15 protein-coding genes and 5 tRNA genes are annotated in these 15,524 nt (G+C 64.8%); 1 reads left to right on the top strand and 19 read right to left on the bottom strand.

All coding sequences use genetic code 11. From position 1 onward, the window contains the following. Nucleotides 1-98 precede the first annotated feature (98 nt). The 19 genes from rpoB to HUA76_RS26050 form a co-directional block, all read right to left on the bottom strand. The gene (gene rpoB, locus HUA76_RS26140; protein WP_174462380.1) at nt 99-4,331 is read right to left on the bottom strand and encodes a DNA-directed RNA polymerase subunit beta; all 4,233 of its coding nucleotides are present in this window, start codon (nt 4,329-4,331) and stop codon (nt 99-101) included. Nucleotides 4,332-4,510: 179 nt separating this feature from the next. Continuing rightward, on the bottom strand, nt 4,511-4,882 hold the full coding sequence (gene rplL / locus HUA76_RS26135; protein WP_174462379.1) for a 50S ribosomal protein L7/L12: 372 nt from the start codon (nt 4,880-4,882) through the stop codon (nt 4,511-4,513). Between the two features lie 100 nt (nt 4,883-4,982). Further along, a complete protein-coding gene (gene rplJ, locus HUA76_RS26130) occupies nt 4,983-5,504 on the bottom strand; it encodes a 50S ribosomal protein L10 (RefSeq protein WP_174462378.1) in 522 nt (173 codons plus the stop codon). Nucleotides 5,505-5,892: 388 nt separating this feature from the next. Then, nucleotides 5,893-6,606 carry a 50S ribosomal protein L1 gene (gene rplA, locus HUA76_RS26125; protein ID WP_141642651.1) on the bottom strand — a complete coding sequence of 238 codons (714 nt, stop codon included), beginning with the start codon at nt 6,604-6,606 and terminating at the stop codon, nt 5,893-5,895. 34 nt (nt 6,607-6,640) lie between these two features. After that, on the bottom strand, nt 6,641-7,087 hold the full coding sequence (gene rplK / locus HUA76_RS26120) for a 50S ribosomal protein L11 (protein WP_141642652.1): 447 nt from the start codon (nt 7,085-7,087) through the stop codon (nt 6,641-6,643). Nucleotides 7,088-7,220: 133 nt separating this feature from the next. Next, nucleotides 7,221-7,763: a transcription termination/antitermination protein NusG gene (gene nusG / locus HUA76_RS26115; RefSeq protein WP_011553122.1), complete on the bottom strand. Its 543-nt coding sequence runs from the start codon at nt 7,761-7,763 to the stop codon at nt 7,221-7,223. Further along, nucleotides 7,763-8,206: a preprotein translocase subunit SecE gene (secE, locus tag HUA76_RS26110; protein ID WP_141642653.1), complete on the bottom strand. Its 444-nt coding sequence runs from the start codon at nt 8,204-8,206 to the stop codon at nt 7,763-7,765. Before secE ends, nusG begins: the two co-directional genes overlap by 1 nt. Before the next feature lie 101 nt (nt 8,207-8,307). Continuing rightward, nucleotides 8,308-8,383, bottom strand: a tRNA-Trp gene (locus HUA76_RS26105). A 23-nt stretch (nt 8,384-8,406) separates the two neighbouring features. Beyond that, entirely contained in the window at nt 8,407-8,571 is a 165-nt protein-coding gene (rpmG, locus tag HUA76_RS26100) for a 50S ribosomal protein L33 (protein WP_046713307.1), read from the bottom strand. Nucleotides 8,572-8,672: 101 nt separating this feature from the next. Further along, nucleotides 8,673-9,863 (bottom strand): elongation factor Tu, encoded by a 1,191-nt coding sequence (gene tuf / locus HUA76_RS26095; RefSeq protein ID WP_141642654.1) that lies wholly within the window; start codon nt 9,861-9,863, stop codon nt 8,673-8,675. Nucleotides 9,864-9,880: 17 nt separating this feature from the next. Continuing rightward, nucleotides 9,881-9,956 (bottom strand) — tRNA-Thr (locus HUA76_RS26090). A gap of 26 nt (nt 9,957-9,982) precedes the next feature. Continuing rightward, nucleotides 9,983-10,058: transfer RNA gene (locus tag HUA76_RS26085), tRNA-Gly, on the bottom strand. A gap of 9 nt (nt 10,059-10,067) precedes the next feature. Beyond that, a tRNA-Tyr gene (locus tag HUA76_RS26080) sits at nt 10,068-10,151 on the bottom strand. Between the two features lie 76 nt (nt 10,152-10,227). Next, nucleotides 10,228-10,300 (bottom strand) — tRNA-Thr (locus HUA76_RS26075). A 136-nt stretch (nt 10,301-10,436) separates the two neighbouring features. After that, the gene (gene rlmB / locus HUA76_RS26070; RefSeq protein ID WP_141642655.1) at nt 10,437-11,240 is read right to left on the bottom strand and encodes a 23S rRNA (guanosine(2251)-2'-O)-methyltransferase RlmB; all 804 of its coding nucleotides are present in this window, start codon (nt 11,238-11,240) and stop codon (nt 10,437-10,439) included. 5 nt (nt 11,241-11,245) lie between these two features. After that, nucleotides 11,246-11,695, bottom strand: a complete 450-nt coding sequence (locus HUA76_RS26065; RefSeq protein WP_141642656.1) for a hypothetical protein — start codon at nt 11,693-11,695, stop codon at nt 11,246-11,248. A gap of 63 nt (nt 11,696-11,758) precedes the next feature. Further along, entirely contained in the window at nt 11,759-12,760 is a 1,002-nt protein-coding gene (locus HUA76_RS26060; RefSeq protein WP_174455252.1) for a RimK family alpha-L-glutamate ligase, read from the bottom strand. Nucleotides 12,761-12,844: 84 nt separating this feature from the next. Then, nucleotides 12,845-14,128: an adventurous gliding motility lipoprotein CglB gene (gene cglB, locus HUA76_RS26055; protein ID WP_174462377.1), complete on the bottom strand. Its 1,284-nt coding sequence runs from the start codon at nt 14,126-14,128 to the stop codon at nt 12,845-12,847. Between the two features lie 253 nt (nt 14,129-14,381). Continuing rightward, nucleotides 14,382-14,774 (bottom strand): hypothetical protein, encoded by a 393-nt coding sequence (locus HUA76_RS26050; protein ID WP_141642659.1) that lies wholly within the window; start codon nt 14,772-14,774, stop codon nt 14,382-14,384. 430 nt (nt 14,775-15,204) lie between these two features. Here HUA76_RS26050 and HUA76_RS45580 point away from each other — a divergent pair, with 430 nt between their 5' ends. Further along, nucleotides 15,205-15,522 (top strand): HEAT repeat domain-containing protein, encoded by a 318-nt coding sequence (locus HUA76_RS45580; RefSeq protein WP_254614476.1) that lies wholly within the window; start codon nt 15,205-15,207, stop codon nt 15,520-15,522. The last annotated feature ends 2 nt before the right edge of the window (nt 15,523-15,524 follow it).

Below are 15,524 nucleotides of genomic sequence, written 5' to 3'. Positions count from 1 at the left end.
TGGGGAACGCCAGCTGATTCGGGCCCCCGCCCCGGACCCGGCCGCGCCCACCCTTTTCAGGGTGGCGGGCGGCCGGTCAGGCGGGCGCTCCGGCTCTCTCAGGCGTCGGTACCGGTCTTCCGGTCTTCGCCGTCACCACCACCACCCAGGAAGTCACCGCCGAAGCTGCGCTGCCGCTCCGGGGGGGCGTGCTCCAGCAGCTCGACGTCGAGCGCGAGTGACTGGAGCTCCTTGAGAAGCACGTTGAACGACTCGGGCAGGCCACTCTCCAGGACGTTGTCGCCCTTGACGATGGCCTCGTACATGCGCGTGCGGCCCACCACGTCGTCCGACTTGACGGTGAGGAACTCCTGCAGCGTGTACGCCGCGCCGTAGGCCTCCATCGCCCAGACTTCCATCTCTCCCAGTCGCTGACCGCCGAACTGGGCCTTGCCGCCCAGGGGCTGCTGCGTGACGAGGGAGTAGGGACCAATGGAACGGGCGTGGATCTTCTCGTCCACCAGGTGGTGCAGCTTCAGCATGTACATGACGCCGACGGTGACGTTCTGGTCGAACGGCTCACCCGTGCGCCCGTCGAAGAGCACCATCTGGCCCGTGCGGGGCAGCTTCCCCTCGTCCAGCAGCTGGTGGATCTCCAGCTCGTGCGCGCCGTCGAACACCGGCGTGGCCACGTGGATACCCCGCTTGGAGCGACGGCAGAGCTGCTTGATCTCCTCCTCGTCCAGCTTGTCGAGGAACTCGCCGAACGCGGTCTCCTCACCGTAGATGGCCTTGAGGCGGACCTTGATGGCGTCAGCGCTCCAGTTGTCCTCCACGTAGCGCTGCAGCGCCTCACCGGTGCCCTTGGCGGCCCAGCCCAGGTGCGTCTCGAGGATCTGCCCGATGTTCATGCGGCTGGGAACGCCGAGCGGGTTGAGGACGATGTCCACCGGACGGCCATCCTCCAGGTACGGCATGTCCTCCTCGGGGAGGATGCGGGACACGACGCCCTTGTTTCCGTGGCGGCCGGCCATCTTGTCGCCCACGGCCAGCTTGCGCTTGATGGCGACGTACACCTTCACCATCTTGATGACGCCAGGGGGCAGCTCGTCGCCCTTCTTGATGCGGGCGATCTTCTCGCCGAAGGCCAGCTTCACGGCCTCCTTCGTCTCCTCCAGGTTGCGGAGGATGTCGCGCACGCGAGAGTCGAGCGGGTCGCCGACGGAGATCTCGCCCCAGTACTTGTAGGGCACGGTGGCCAGCAGCGCGTCGTCGAGGATGTCCCCCTTCTTCAGGAGGATCTTCCCCTTGTCGTCCACGAGCTTGCCCTGGACCTCCTTGCCACGCACCAGCGCGCGGATGCGGCCGATGGCGCTGTCCTGGAGGACCTTGATCTCGTCGTTCTGGTCCTTGAGGAGCTTCGCCTCCTCCATGGACTCGATCTGCTTGGCGCGCTCGTCCTTCTCCACGCCCTTGCGGCTGAACACCTTGGCGTTGATGACGGTGCCCACCACGCCCGGAGGCACGCGCAGGGAGCTGTCACGAACGTCGCCGGCCTTCTCGCCGAAGATGGCGCGCAGCAGCTTCTCTTCGGGAGACAGCTGCGTCTCGCCCTTCGGGGTGATCTTGCCCACCAGCACATCGCCGGGCTTCACCTCGGCGCCGATGCGGATGATGCCGCTCTCGTCGAGGTCCTTGAGGGCTTCCTCACCCACGTTCGGGATGTCGCGGGTGATCTCTTCCTTGCCCAGCTTGGTGTCTCGCGCGATGCACTCGAACTCTTCGATGTGGATCGACGTGAAGACGTCATCCTTCTGGATGCGCTCGCTGATGAGGATGGAGTCCTCGAAGTTGTAGCCCTGCCACGGCATGAACGCGACGACCACGTTCTGGCCCAGCGCCAGCTCACCCGTCTCGGTGGCCGGGCCGTCGGCGATGACGTCACCCTTCCGGACCTTGTCGCCCTTGCTGATGATGGGCTTCTGGTTGAGGCAGGTGTTCTGGTTGGAGCGCTGGTACTTGAGCAGGTTGTAGATGTCGACCTCGCTCGAGACGTCGCTGAGCGAAGCGGGCACGTCCGCCTTCACCACGATGCGGCCGGCATCCACGCTCTCCACCGTGCCGTCGCGCTTGGCCACGCACGTCACGCCGGAGTCGCGCGCGACGATGGCCTCGATGCCCGTACCCACCAGCGGAGCGCTGGTGCGCAGCAGGGGCACCGCCTGGCGCTGCATGTTGGAGCCCATGAGGGCGCGGTTGGCGTCGTCGTTCTCCAGGAACGGGATGAGCGACGCGGCCACCGACACCAGCTGGTTCGGAGACACGTCCATCAGGTCCACGTCCTCGGCGCGAGCCTGGACGAACTCACCGCCGCGGCGGCTGGACACGAGCGCGTTGACGAACTTGCCCTTCTTGTCCGTCTCGGCGTTCGCCTGACCGATGGTGTGCTTCTCCTCCTCGAGCGCCGAGTAGAAGGCCACGTCCGTCGTCACGATGCCCGCTTCGACCTTCCGGTACGGGGTCTCGACGAAGCCGAACTCGTTGACGCGCGCATAGGTCGACAGCGACGCGATGAGGCCGATGTTCGGACCTTCCGGCGTCTCGATGGGGCAGATGCGGCCGTAGTGCGTCGGGTGCACGTCGCGCACCTCGAAGCCGGCGCGCTCGCGGGTGAGACCACCGGGCCCGAGCGCGGACAGACGACGCTTGTGCGTCACCTCGGACAGGGGGTTCGTCTGGTCCATGAACTGCGACAGCTGGCTGGACCCGAAGAACTCCTTGATGACCGCCGTGACGGGCTTCGCGTTGATGAGATCGTGCGGCATGAGCGTCTCGATCTCCTGGAGGCTCATGCGCTCCTTGATCGCCCGCTCCATGCGAACCAGACCGATGCGGTACTGGTTCTCCAGCAGCTCACCCACCGCGCGCACCCGGCGGTTGCCGAGGTGGTCGATGTCGTCGATGGTGCCCTTGCCGTTCTTCAGATCGATCAGGTAGCGGATCACCTCGAGGATGTCCCGCTTGGTGAGGATCTGCCCGTCGAGAGGCTCCTCGAGGCCGAACTTGAAGTTCAACTTGAGGCGACCAACCTTGGACAGGTCGTAGCGCTCAGGGTTGAAGAACAGGTTGGTGAACAGGTTGATCGCCGTCTCCGGCGTCGGGGGATCGCCAGGACGCAGGCGGCGGTAGATCTCCATGATGGACTGCTCGGGCGTCTCGAGCTTGTCCAGCATCAACGTCTCACGCAGGTACGGACCCACGTTGAGGTTGTCGATGAAGAGGACCTTGAACTCCTTGATGTTGCGCTTCAGGAGCTCGTCGACCTTGTCCTGCGAGACTTCCTCGTTGCACTCGAGGATGACCTCGCCGGTGTTCTCGTCCACCACGTCGTAGGCGGACACCTTCGTGAAGAGCTCATCCGCGTCGATGGGGAGCGTCTTCATCTTCGCCGCTTCGAGCTTCTTGATGGCGGCGCGGGTGAACTTGCGGTTCTTCTTGACGATGAGCTCGCCCGTCTTCGTCTTGATGTCGCGGGTGGCTCGCTGGCCCGGGAGCAGCTCCAGCTCGACGCTCTTCTCGAAGTCCGTCGCGCTCTGGAGGTAGATGGTCTCCGTGGCGTAGTAGTAGTTGAGGATCTCCTCGGTGGAGCCCTTGAACTCCAGCGGGTTCTTCTTCGCGGTGTCGCTGACGGCGCCCAGGGCGCGAATGAGCACCGTCGCGGGCAGCTTGCGCCGGCGGTCGATGCGCACGTACAGCAGGTCCTTGTGGTCGAACTCGAAGTCGATCCACGAACCGCGGTAGGGGATGATGCGGGCGTTGTAGAGCAGCTTGCCAGACGAGTGGCTCTTGCCCTTGTCGTGGTCGAAGAAGGCACCCGGGCTGCGGTGCAGCTGGCTGACCACCACGCGCTCGGTTCCGTTGATGATGAAGGTGCCGTTCTGGGTCATCAGCGGGATTTCCCCGAAGTAGACCTCCTGCTCCTTCACGTCACGGATGGACTGGGCGCCAGTCTCCTCATCCTTGTCCCACACCACCAGGCGGACCACGACCTTGATGGGGGCGGAATAGGTCATCCCGCGCTGGTGGCACTCGTCGACGTCGTACTTCGGCTTCTCCAGGTGGTAGCTGACAAACTCCAGGGACGACGTCTCGTTGAAGTCCCGAATCGGGAATACCGAGTTGAAGACACCCTGAAGTCCGACGTCCTCACGCTTCTCCGGGGCGATATCGGCCTGGAGGAACTTCTCGTAGGACTGCTTCTGGATGTTGATAAGATTGGGAATGTCGATGATCTTCGCGATCTTGGCGAAGGTCTTCCGCACGCGGAAATTGTTCTGGATCTGCGTCGGCATTCTGGCTCCGGGGACGGCTGCTCGGGCGGGGCAAACATCGATAACGCGCGGCGGCGCCGGGAAATTTGCAACTGTCAAATGGGCAAAGCCGGCAGCCCCCCTCACTGGGAGCGCCGGCCTGCTCATTCGGTCAGGAAGCTGCTTGGGAATTCCCGGAAACCAAGCAGCTCCTGTTCGACTTACTTGACGTCGACGGTGGCGCCAGCGGCAACGAGCTGGTCCTTGATCTTCTTGGCGTCGTCCTTGTTGACGCCTTCCTTGACCGTCTTGGGCGCGCCCTCGACCAGGTCCTTGGCCTCCTTCAGGCCCAGGCCGGTGATGGCGCGGATCTCCTTGATGACGTTGATCTTGTTGGCGCCGGCGTTCGCCAGCACCACCGTGAACTCCGTCTTCTCCTCAACAGGAGCGGCGGTGGCGGCCGCGGGACCGGCGACAACGGCGGCGGCGGCGGCGGAGACGCCCCACTTCTCCTCGAGGGCCTTCACCAGGTTGGCGGCCTCGATGATGGTCAGGGAGGAAAGCGAATCAACGATTGCGTTCAGGTCAGCCATGGAACTGTGTCCTTCTTGGATTGACTAACGGCCTTACTCCCAAAGGGAGGAACGGCCGAAAAGGTGGGTGTAGAAAAACTTCTCGGACAGATGAGGAAAACTACCCCTGCAACTTGTCCGCGTGGGCCTGAATGACCCGCGCGAGCTGCGTACCCGGGGCGGCAATCGTCCGAACCAGCTTGGTAGCCGGCTGGGTGATCATCCCGAGCAACTGCGCTCGGAGTTCGTTGAGACCCGGCAGCTTCGCCAGCTGCTTGACACCGGCGGCGTCGACCTTGCGGCCGTCGACCACGGCGCTGCGGATCTTGATCTTGTCCTCGAGGTCCTTCGTGAACTCGGTCAGGATCTTCGCCGGGGCCACCACATCGCCGTAGCTGATGCACAGCGCCACGGGACCCGTGAAGTCATCAGCGATGACAGCCACGTCCGTGCCCTGCGCCGCACGACGCGCCAGCGTGTTCTTGATGACCTTGTACTCGACGTTGCCCTCACGGAACTTCCGGCGCAGCTTCGTCACCGTCTCCACATCCACCTTGGAGAACTCGGCAACGACGGCCGACTTGGTCCGCGAGAACTTCTCGTGGAGTTCCTTGATCATCTCCTCCTTCTCGCTCTTCAGCACTTTGACTCACCTCCTTACTGGCCCGTCTTCCGACGGGCGTGATGCCTGGGCCAAAGTGGCAGAGCGAGAGGAGTCTCCGAGAGACACCACAACGCACCTCCAGTCTCGGCAGGGCTGGCCTTGCGGCCGTTTGAACCCGACAGGGGAAGCCATGCCCCGACCGGTTGTCCGGTTCCCAACGGGGCACTTCTCCTCTGACCGGGTCCCTGCTGTCATGAACCAGGTCGGAACACCCGTCTCACGACGTGGCGCTCCAATTGCAAAAGCCGGGGGCCTATACCCCCGGCTTCAGCAAAGATCCAGAACTTTCGAACCTGAGACGTCAGGCAAGCGGCGCCTCTGACACCCCCTGTGCGGGGATGGGAGCGCCGCCCTGCCTGCTGTCCGCCTAGCGGTGGCGGGCCAGAATCTCCTGGGTATCGATCTTGATGCCCGGGCCCATCGTCGTCGAGATGGCGATACCCTTCAGATACACGCCCTTGGCGGTGGCCGGCTTGAGCTTCATCACCAGGTCCACCAGCGCGTTGAAGTTGCCCTCGAGCTTGTCCACCGCGAAGGAGGCCTTGCCCATCTTCGCGTGGACGATGCCGGCCTTCTCCGCGCGGAAGTCGACCTTACCGCCCTTCGCGTCGCGGATGGCCTTGGCCACGTCCATGGTCACCGTGCCGACCTTCGGGTTCGGCATGAGGCCACGGGGACCGAGCACCTTACCGAGGCGACCGACGATACCCATCATGTCGGGCGTCGCGATGACGGTATCGAAATCGAGGAAGCCCTCCTCGATGCGCTTCTGGAGATCCTCCGCGCCGACGATGTCCGCACCCGCGTTGCCAGCCTCGGTGGCGCGCTCGCCCTTCGCGAACACGGCCACGCGCACGGTGGCACCCGTGCCGTTGGGCAGAACCACGGCGCCACGGACCATCTGGTCCGCGTGCTTGGGGTCCACACCCAGGTTGATGGCGACATCGACCGTCTGGTCGTACTTCGACGCCCGCGCATCCACCGTCTTCTTCAGGAGCTGAAAGCCCTCGGCGATGCTGTAGCGCTTCTCGCGATCCACCAGCGTGGCGGCCGCGCGGAACTTCTTCCCATTCTGAGCCATGACAGAAATCCTCGTCCGTGAGTGGGGCGGCGGCTTAGCCGACGACTTCGATGCCCATGGAGCGCGCGGTGCCAGCAATGGTGTTCATGCAGGCCTCAAGCGACGCGGCGGTGGTGTCCTGAATCTTCTTCGTGGCGATCTCCTCGAGCTGCTTCCGGGTGATCTGCCCCACCTTCTCCTTGCCAGGCTTCTTCGCGCCCGAACCCTTCTTCTTGTCGGTGTGCAGGCCCGCCGCCTTCTTGATGAGGACGGCCGCCGGAGGCGTCTTGAGGATGAAGGTAAAGGAGCGGTCCTGATAGACGGTGATGATCACCGGGATGATCAGTCCCTCCTTGGCCTCCGCCTGCGTCTTCGCGTTGAACTGCTTGCAGAACTCCATGATGTTCACGCCCTGCTGACCGAGCGCGGGGCCGATCGGCGGAGCGGGGTTCGCCTTGCCGGCGGGAATCTGCAGCTTGACCTGACCTGTGACCTTCTTCATCGGCTGACTACTGCCTTTCGAGGGGGTGGTCCTGACGGGCCTCCAGACGGGGAGGCCCTCCCACCCATGGAACCGCGCCCCGGAGGGCGCGGAAGGTGTGCGAGGCGCGCTCTACCCGAGCCGCCCGCGAAAACTAGCCGGTGGTCTTCTCCACCTGCATGAAGTCCAGCTCCACGGGGGTGGCGCGACCAAAGATGCTCACGAGCACCTTCACGCGACCCTTCTCCGCGTTGACCTCTTCCACCGTGCCGTTGAAGTTGGCGAAGGGCCCGTCAATGACGCGCACCGTGTCACCATCGTCGAACTGCACCTTGGGCTTAGGCTTGAGCGTGCCCTCGGAGATCTGCGACGTGAGCCGCGCGACCTCCTGGTCCGAGATGGGCAGGGGGTTCTGGTTCTGCACCGTCCCGGGGAAGCCGGTGATCTTCGGCGTGTTCTTCACCAGGTGGAGCGTCCGGTCGTTCAGCTCCATCTGCACGAAGATGTAGCCCGGGAAGAACTTGCGGCGAGACGTCTTCTTCTCGCCCTTCACCATCTCCACGACCTGCTCCATGGGGATGAGGATTTCACCGAACTGGTCCTGCAACCCCTCGAGCCGAACCTTCTCCTCCAGGCTCTTCTTCGCCTGGTTCTCGAAGTTCGAGTAGGTGTGGACCACGTACCATTTCATGGCCATTACAGCTTCCCCCACAGGGCCGGCAGCCACTCCACCATCAAGTTGTACGCGACGGTGTCGATGCAGAAGAGCAGCACCGCGGCGACAAGCGAGGCGACGACCACGGCCATGGTCGACGTCCGGGTCTCCGGCCAGGTAGGCCAGGAGACCTTCATCAACTCGGACGCGACCTCCATGGAGAGCGTGTGCGTCTTTGGATGGAAGAATCCGACCAGCGCAAGCCCCACGGCCACCAGGTAGCCCACGAGGGTGGACACCTTCCAATCCAACCCCTCGATGAGAACCGAGTCGGGCCATCCGAAGCTGGCCCACAACGCCCCAAAGAGGCGCTCCAGGAACAGCGCCAGGATGATGCCGGCGAGGAGGTAGAAGATGACCACGAGCCGCTTCGGATCCATCGCCGAGCGGTTAGCCTGCTGGCTGGCCTCTGATGCCGTCGCCATGGTGCCTCACGAGGTACTGCGAATGCGAAATTTTACGAACTGCGGAAACACAGGAACCCCCGGTACCTCCAGGTACCGGGGGCCCCGCTCCCACTGAGACTTGGCAGGCCAGGAGGGATTCGAACCCCCAACACGCGGATTTGGAGACCGCTGCTCTACCGTTGGAGCTACTGGCCTAGAAACTCTCAGGAACTACCGACCTAGACCTTACCTTCCTTGTGGTCCGTATGCTTGCGGCACTTCGAGCAGAACTTGCTCAATTCGAGCTTGTCCTGGCTCTTCCGCTTGTTCTTCGTGGTCGTGTAGTTCCGCTCTTTGCACACCGTGCACTCGAGCGAAATAATGGAACGATTGCCCTTCGGCATGACCTACCTCATCAGACACGAGAGGGGAAGGCTACCAGAAGGTGCCCTCCCCTCTAAATCCGGAAAGTGGAGCCAGGAGACCCTGCGGCCTCCCAGGCGTATTACTCGATGACCTCGGCCACGACGCCGGCGCCCACCGTGCGGCCACCCTCGCGAACAGCGAAGCGCAGCTCCTTGTCCATCGCCACCGGGGTGATGAGTTCCACCTCGATTGCGATGTTGTCGCCCGGCATCACCATTTCCACGTTCTCAGGCAGCTTCACCGTTCCCGTCACGTCCGTCGTGCGGAAGTAGAACTGGGGACGGTATCCCTTGAAGAACGGGGTGTGGCGACCACCCTCTTCCTTCGACAGCACGTAGATCTGCGCCTTGAACTTGGTGTGCGGCTTGATGCTGCCCGGCTTGGCCAGCACCTGCCCGCGCTCCATGTCCTCGCGCTTCAGACCACGCACCAGCGCGCCGATGTTGTCTCCCGCCCGGCCCTCGTCCAGCAGCTTGCGGAACATCTCAACGCCCGTGACGACGGTCTTCTGCGTGTCGCGCAGACCGACGACTTCAACTTCCTCGCCGACCTTGATGATGCCGCGCTCGACGCGACCCGTCGCCACCGTTCCACGGCCGGCGATGGAGAACACGTCTTCCACCGGCATCAGGAAGGGCTTGTCCGTCGCGCGCTGCGGCGTCGGGATGTAGCTGTCCACCGCCTCCATCAGCTTCAGGATGGCGCCCTCGCCGACGTCGCTCGTGTCACCCTCGAGCGCCTTCATGGCGGAGCCAGGGACGATGGGAATCGAGTCGCCCGGGAAGTCGTACTTCTTCAGCAGGTCGCGAACTTCCATCTCCACGAGCTCGCGCAGCTCGGGGTCGTCCAGCAGGTCGACCTTGTTCAGGAAGACCACGATGTACGGAACACCGACCTGGCGCGCCAGCAGGATGTGCTCACGCGTCTGGGGCATCGGGCCGTCCGCGGCCGAGACCACGAGAATCGCGCCGTCCATCTGCGCCGCGCCCGTGATCATGTTCTTCACGTAGTCGGCGTGACCCGGGCAATCCACGTGCGCGTAGTGCCGGTTCTTCGTCTGGTACTCCACGTGCGCCGTGGAGATGGTGATGCCGCGCTCACGCTCTTCCGGCGCCTTGTCGATCTGGTCGTACGCCAGGAACGTGGCGCCGCCGGTCTTGGCCAGCACCTTCGTGATGGCCGCCGTCAGCGACGTCTTGCCGTGGTCCACGTGTCCGATCGTGCCGATGTTCACGTGGGGCTTGTTACGCTCGAACTTCTCCTTGGCCATGACACTCCTCTAAAAAATGGAGCCCTGAACCAGGATTGAACTGGTGACCTCATCCTTACCAAGGATGCGCTCTGCCAACTGAGCTATCAGGGCTTGGCGATGCTATGAACTACAACGTTTGGAGCGGGAAATGGGATTCGAACCCACGACATTCAGCTTGGAAGGCTGACGCTCTACCAACTGAGCTATTCCCGCGTTGCCGAGTGGAGGGAGATGGATTCGAACCATCGAAGGCGTAGAGCCGGCAGATTTACAGTCTGCTCCCTTTGGCCGCTTGGGTATCCCTCCGCACTTTTACTTCAGACTGCGTACTGCACCCCATACTGCTCGTCTCGGGCCCTCATCCGCGGCCCCCGTCCTGCTTGGCCGGCGGCGGGACTTGAACCCGCGACCTACTGATTACAAATCAGTTGCTCTACCGACTGAGCTACACCGGCACTCATCCGGCTCCTGCCCACCGCCCTACCCCACCTCCACCGAACCCGTCAACAACCCGGCTCCGATGTGCGAGGCGCGCCCTTTTAGAAGTCCCCATCATCCAAGTCAAGGGGATTGATCCCAGATGATGGCCGACTAACGGGAGGCGCTCCCCCGCTGCCGGGCGACCTCGTATAGCAGAATGCCGGCAGAAACGGACGCATTGAGTGAACCGACCTGACCCGCCATCGGAATCCGCAGGCGATGGTCGCAGTGCTTGAGCACTCCCTCCCTCACCCCTGCCCCCTCGGCCCCCACCACCAGGGCCAGGGGCCCGTCCAGTCGGGCGCTCCACATGGGCTCGGTCGCGTCCACGTCCGCCGCGGCCACCCAGAGCCCTGCTTCCTTCAGTTCTTCCAGGGCGCGAGAGATGTTCACGACCCGGGCGATGAGGCAGTGCTCCACCGCGCCCGCTGACGCCTTGGCCACCGTGCCCGTCACCTGCACGGCGCGGTCCTTGGCGATGACGACCCCATGCGCACCCAGCGCGTGGGCCGAGCGGATGATGGCGCCCAGGTTGTGCGGATCCTGGATACCGTCGAGCACTACGACGAGGGGAGGCCGCTTGCTGGCCTTGGCCGCGTCGATGATGTCCTCCAGCGCCGAGTACGTGAAGCCTCGAAGCTCGAGCACGACGCCCTGGTGGACCCCGCCGTCGGCCATGGCGGCGAGGCGCTCGCGCGACACCTTCTCCACCCGGACACCCGCGTCCCGGGCGCGGCTGAGCAGCTCCCCCGCCGCCTTGGCGGCCAGCTGCCCCTCCACGATGAACAGCCGCTCCACTTCGTCCGGTCGGGCCCTCAGGGCCTCGAGGACCGGATTGACGCCATAGACGTGACGCGCCGGGGAGTCCCCGCCCTCACGCTCACCTCGACCACCCTTGGGGGGACGCTCACGCATGGGAACTAGAGGACCTCGACGGGAACGGAGAGGGTCTTCTGCTGGCGCGCGCAGATCTTCTCCGTGCAGATGAAGAAGACGAGCTTCGCGTCCACCGAGCCCTTGCCCGCGGCCGTGGCGGAGAAGGGAATCTCGAAGCGGGGGTCCGCGAACTCCTGGCCCGCGGCCTTCTTCGCGACCGAGTCCTCTCGTCCCAGCTTCTCCTTCGCGACGGAGACCTGCGTGCCCTTCACCTCGAGCTTCAGCGGGGCCTCCTCGGAGACATGGGCGCCGGGCTTCGTCTTGACCGAGACCACGAAGACGCCCTTCTCCCCCGTCTTGACCTGGCTGGAGGAGCCGTCCGTGGACACGTCATAGAGGCTGGCGGGGTCCACTTCGTCGGCGGACGCCGGGGCCGTCCAGACGCAGGCCACCAGCAACGCGGCAACGGAGGTGAAGCTTCGGATGTGCGACATGGCGGGTCTCCTGAAAACGGGTGCTGCCTATCATGCCTGCGACGTGGGGCGCCGGCATTCTCTTCACGCGCCCCCTGCTCCGCTCGTGGGCGTACGACTCGTGCGCTTCCTGCGCGGTGCCGGAGATGTTGGCAGCCCCGGCGAGGGAAGACTTCGAGGTGGCAGGAGGTCTGGCACGGACACGGGGTCCGCGCCCGCGACCAGTTCCTCGGCGCGGATGATGATGGGCGTCGCCAGGTCCATGCCCGTGACAGCCTCCATCTCAGGCAAGGCGGGCGAGCTGTTCACCTCGAAGACCTTCGATTGGCCCTGGACGTCCAGCAGGTCCACCGCAGCCACCTCCAGCCCCACCAGCCGTGTGGCCTTCTCCGCCGTGGCACGCTGCCCAGGCGACAGCTCCATCGCTTCCAGTCGAGCTCCCTTGATGAGCGTGTGAGCGAACCGACCCGGACGCGCGCGGCGGCGCACCGCGGCCACCGCCTTGCCACCCACGACGAGCACACGTACATCCTGGCTCGTGCTCTTCACGTACTCCTGCATCACCAGGTTGTGGCCGAGGCCAAGCACCGCCTCGAGCGCGGCCTCCAGCGACTGGAGGCTCTCGCACACCATCACCCCGTGATTCTCCTGCCCCTGGAGCAGCTTCACGAGCACGGGCACCCCACCCACCAGCCCCACCATCTCCTTCAAGTGGGCGGCGTCCCGCGCCATCACCGTGGCGGGAATGTCGATGCCATGCGCGGACAGCAACTGCAGTGAGCGCATCTTGCTGCGCGACTGCGCGATGGCCTGGGCGTGATTGACGAGCGGCACCCCGCCCAGTGCGAACTGATTCACCACCGCGAGCCCGTACGTGTTGATGGATTGGGCGATGCGCGGAAGGACCACGTCCGTGGGCGAGAGCTTCTTGCGGTCGTAGTAGAGCGTGGCGCTGCCCCCGTCCAGGTGCATCTGCACCCGGAGCGGGTTGAGCACGCGCATCTTGTGCCCCCGCGCGCGGCCCGCCTCGACAAGACGCCGAGTGGAGGGAATGGAAGCGGACCGCGAGAGGAGGGTGACTTTCATGGGCAGGGGACGGCAACCGGGCCGGAGGCGAGGGGACCTATAATCCCCGCACCGTCCCGGGTAAAGCCGCCCCCGGCCGCCTGCCTAGCGCTGACGGATTGCGCGAACCTCGACTTTGATGGGCGCTTCCGGTCGGGAGTTCTTGATGCGCTCGCACGCCGCGCCGTTGAAGAGAACGCCGTCCGACGTCAGCGTCCAAGTTCCGTCACCCGCCAGGGTGCGCTCACCCTCGATGTAGACAACGATGAGCTTCGGGTCCGAAGGACGCTCAGGACCATTCAGGGGAATCAGGCAAGGCTCCAGGTTCAAGACCTCCTTGCTGATTCGCTCCAGCGCATCTGCCAATTCCACCTGGTTGCCTGCCTGATAGAAGGCCCGGCCACACAGGCCCGTCGCCGCGATGCACGTGTCGTTCGCGCCACAGGCCGTCGGATCAGTGGTGCAGGAACGGGCGAAACCGCCCGCCGACGCCATCGCCTGGAGCACCGCCGGACCATCACCCGAAGCCGTCTCGGCGCCAAAGCCGATGACGATGGTCGTAATCTCCTGGGCCTTCAGCGCCTGCACGGCCTTCACGGAGGCGTTGGTGTCGAGGCAGCCACGCTTCTCGAAGGCGGTGGAGATCTGCGAACCGCAGAGATTGCCAGCAATGGTGCACTTGCACAGTTCCGGTTGATCTCGGCCGGAGTACTCATTCTCCGGGTTGCAGTTGGGCAGACCGTCCGTCAGCAGGATGACGAAGTTCTTGCGGTCCTTGTCCTGCAAGCCGGCCATGGACCCGATGAAGTTCAGGCTTCCGCTCGTCGGAGTTCCGCCCACCGGCTGCCCGGTGCCGTGGTTCGGAATGCCCTGGATCAAATCGTTGATGGAGTTGGCGTGGGCCAGCAGCGACGCATCGTCCTCGACGACCGGCAGGTCCTTGCGGACCGACGTCGCGGTGGGACCGGTGCAGGCCTCGATGCTCGAGCCCGTCGAGGCCTCGGGATAGGTCGTGAGCGCGAAGCGCACGTAGGGACCACTGTTCGCGAGGAACCGAGGCACGGCGGCCTGCAGCTCCGTCCACCGAGTGGGGCACGTGGCCGTGGGGCACGCGTTCTCATTGCCACACAGCACCGTCAAGCCGTCCTCGTCCCGCACCTGGCAGGACGGCCGCGACGTGTCCACCGGGAGCGTCATCGAGCCGGAGATGTCCACCAGCATCATGATGTTGGGCTTGCTCGCCAGGGCGGAGATGGTCTCCTCGACCGTCGTCTGTGCGATGGCGAGCGGCTCCACCGGCTCGAAGTCGTAGGACTGACAACCCGCGACGACGACACCCGAGAGGGCGCCGAGGACGAGAGCGCTCAGGAGGGGCAACTTGGCGCGCATAGGTAATGAATTCCTTCTGCTTCTCATGGGGGGACGCGGAGCTCCGCGCGGCCGGGCTCTTCAGGGGACGGCTTGGGTGAAGAGTATCGCGTGACTCCCCTCGGAGGCTACAGCCTCAAATGGAGGGCTGCATCCGGTTCAACTGATACTGCGAGGTTACAGCAGGAACCGATGGGTTCCCCTCGACAGGCACACACCTGGTGTGGCGTGGACGACATTGGCGCCTGCCTGATCCCTCTTCGCTACGGCTCACCTAGAGCGTCAGCGTGCGCGCCCCCTGCGTCAGCCGCCATAGGGAGGCCAGCCCCATCACCTCGTCCAGGGGGCCCTGAAGCGCCTCGGGCTCGAAGCCACACAGGCGCACCGTCGTGTCGCAGGCGATCAACTTCGCACCCAAGGCCCTCGCCTCCTCCATCATCTTGCTGGGAGCCGGTACGCCCAGGGTCTCGCCTCGGGCGTGCTCCTCTCGCTCCCTCTCACCCTCTGGCTGACCAAAGGTTCCGCCCACCCAGGACCGGAGCGCGTCGAAGGCGAAGACGAAGTAGACCTCGTCACCCATGGCCACGGCGGTGATGCCCATGGAACTCGCCTGGAACGCCGGCTCATACGTGGCGTGCTGCAGAAAGAAGAAGACGCGTCCAGCCATCAACGCAGCACCATAACGGGGTTCGAGTCCGAGCGGGCAACCGGCATATAACCCGGGACGTTCCCCTGCCCGAGGCGCCCCCATGCCAACACCGACCTCGCCGCCACCTTCTCGCACCATCGCGCTCCTCCCCTCTCGCGGACGACGGTGGTGGCACCTCCTGCTCGGAGCGGGGCTGATCGCGAGCTCCGGGGGCACCGCGCTCGCGTACTCACACGCCTCGGGAGAAGCCTCCCCGGCCGTGCCCACCGCACCCGCCCCAACTCCGGTCCCGTCAGGTGGTTTGAGGGAGCAGGTGCTGCTGTTGCTCGACCCCTCCCAGGGACCCTTTCGAGAGGAGCAGTGGCGTCAGCTCGGGCCCCAGGCCGTGCCAGTTCTTCGCTCGCTCGTGGTGGACCCGTCGGTTCCCTCGACTCGACGCGCTCGTGCCATGGCATCGCTCGCCCTCATCGACCCGCCTCAGGGAGCCCCTTCCATCCAGGAAGTGCTGGAGGACCCGAGAGCTCCCGCGGACGTGCGCGCCAGTGCAGCGGGCGCCCTGGCACGATGCCTGGGGACCGAAGCCATTCGCCCCCTCGCGGCTCGACTCATGGACCGTGAGGACCCCGTTCGGGAGGCCGTGGCCCTGGCGCTCGGGCGGCTGGGTGGACAGCAGGCCCGTCAGGCTCTCGAGGAGCGACTCCCCATCGAGGAACGCCCTCTCGTGCGTGAAGCCCTCCAGCGAGGACTCAGCCTCGCGGAGCCCTGAGC

Source organism: Myxococcus sp. CA056 (genome assembly GCF_013336715.1).
Classification (GTDB): domain Bacteria; phylum Myxococcota; class Myxococcia; order Myxococcales; family Myxococcaceae; genus Myxococcus; species Myxococcus llanfairpwllgwyngyllgogerychwyrndrobwllllantysiliogogogochensis.
The sequence above is the reverse complement of the archived record's forward strand: the minus strand, read 5'-3'. Positions and strand labels throughout refer to the sequence as shown.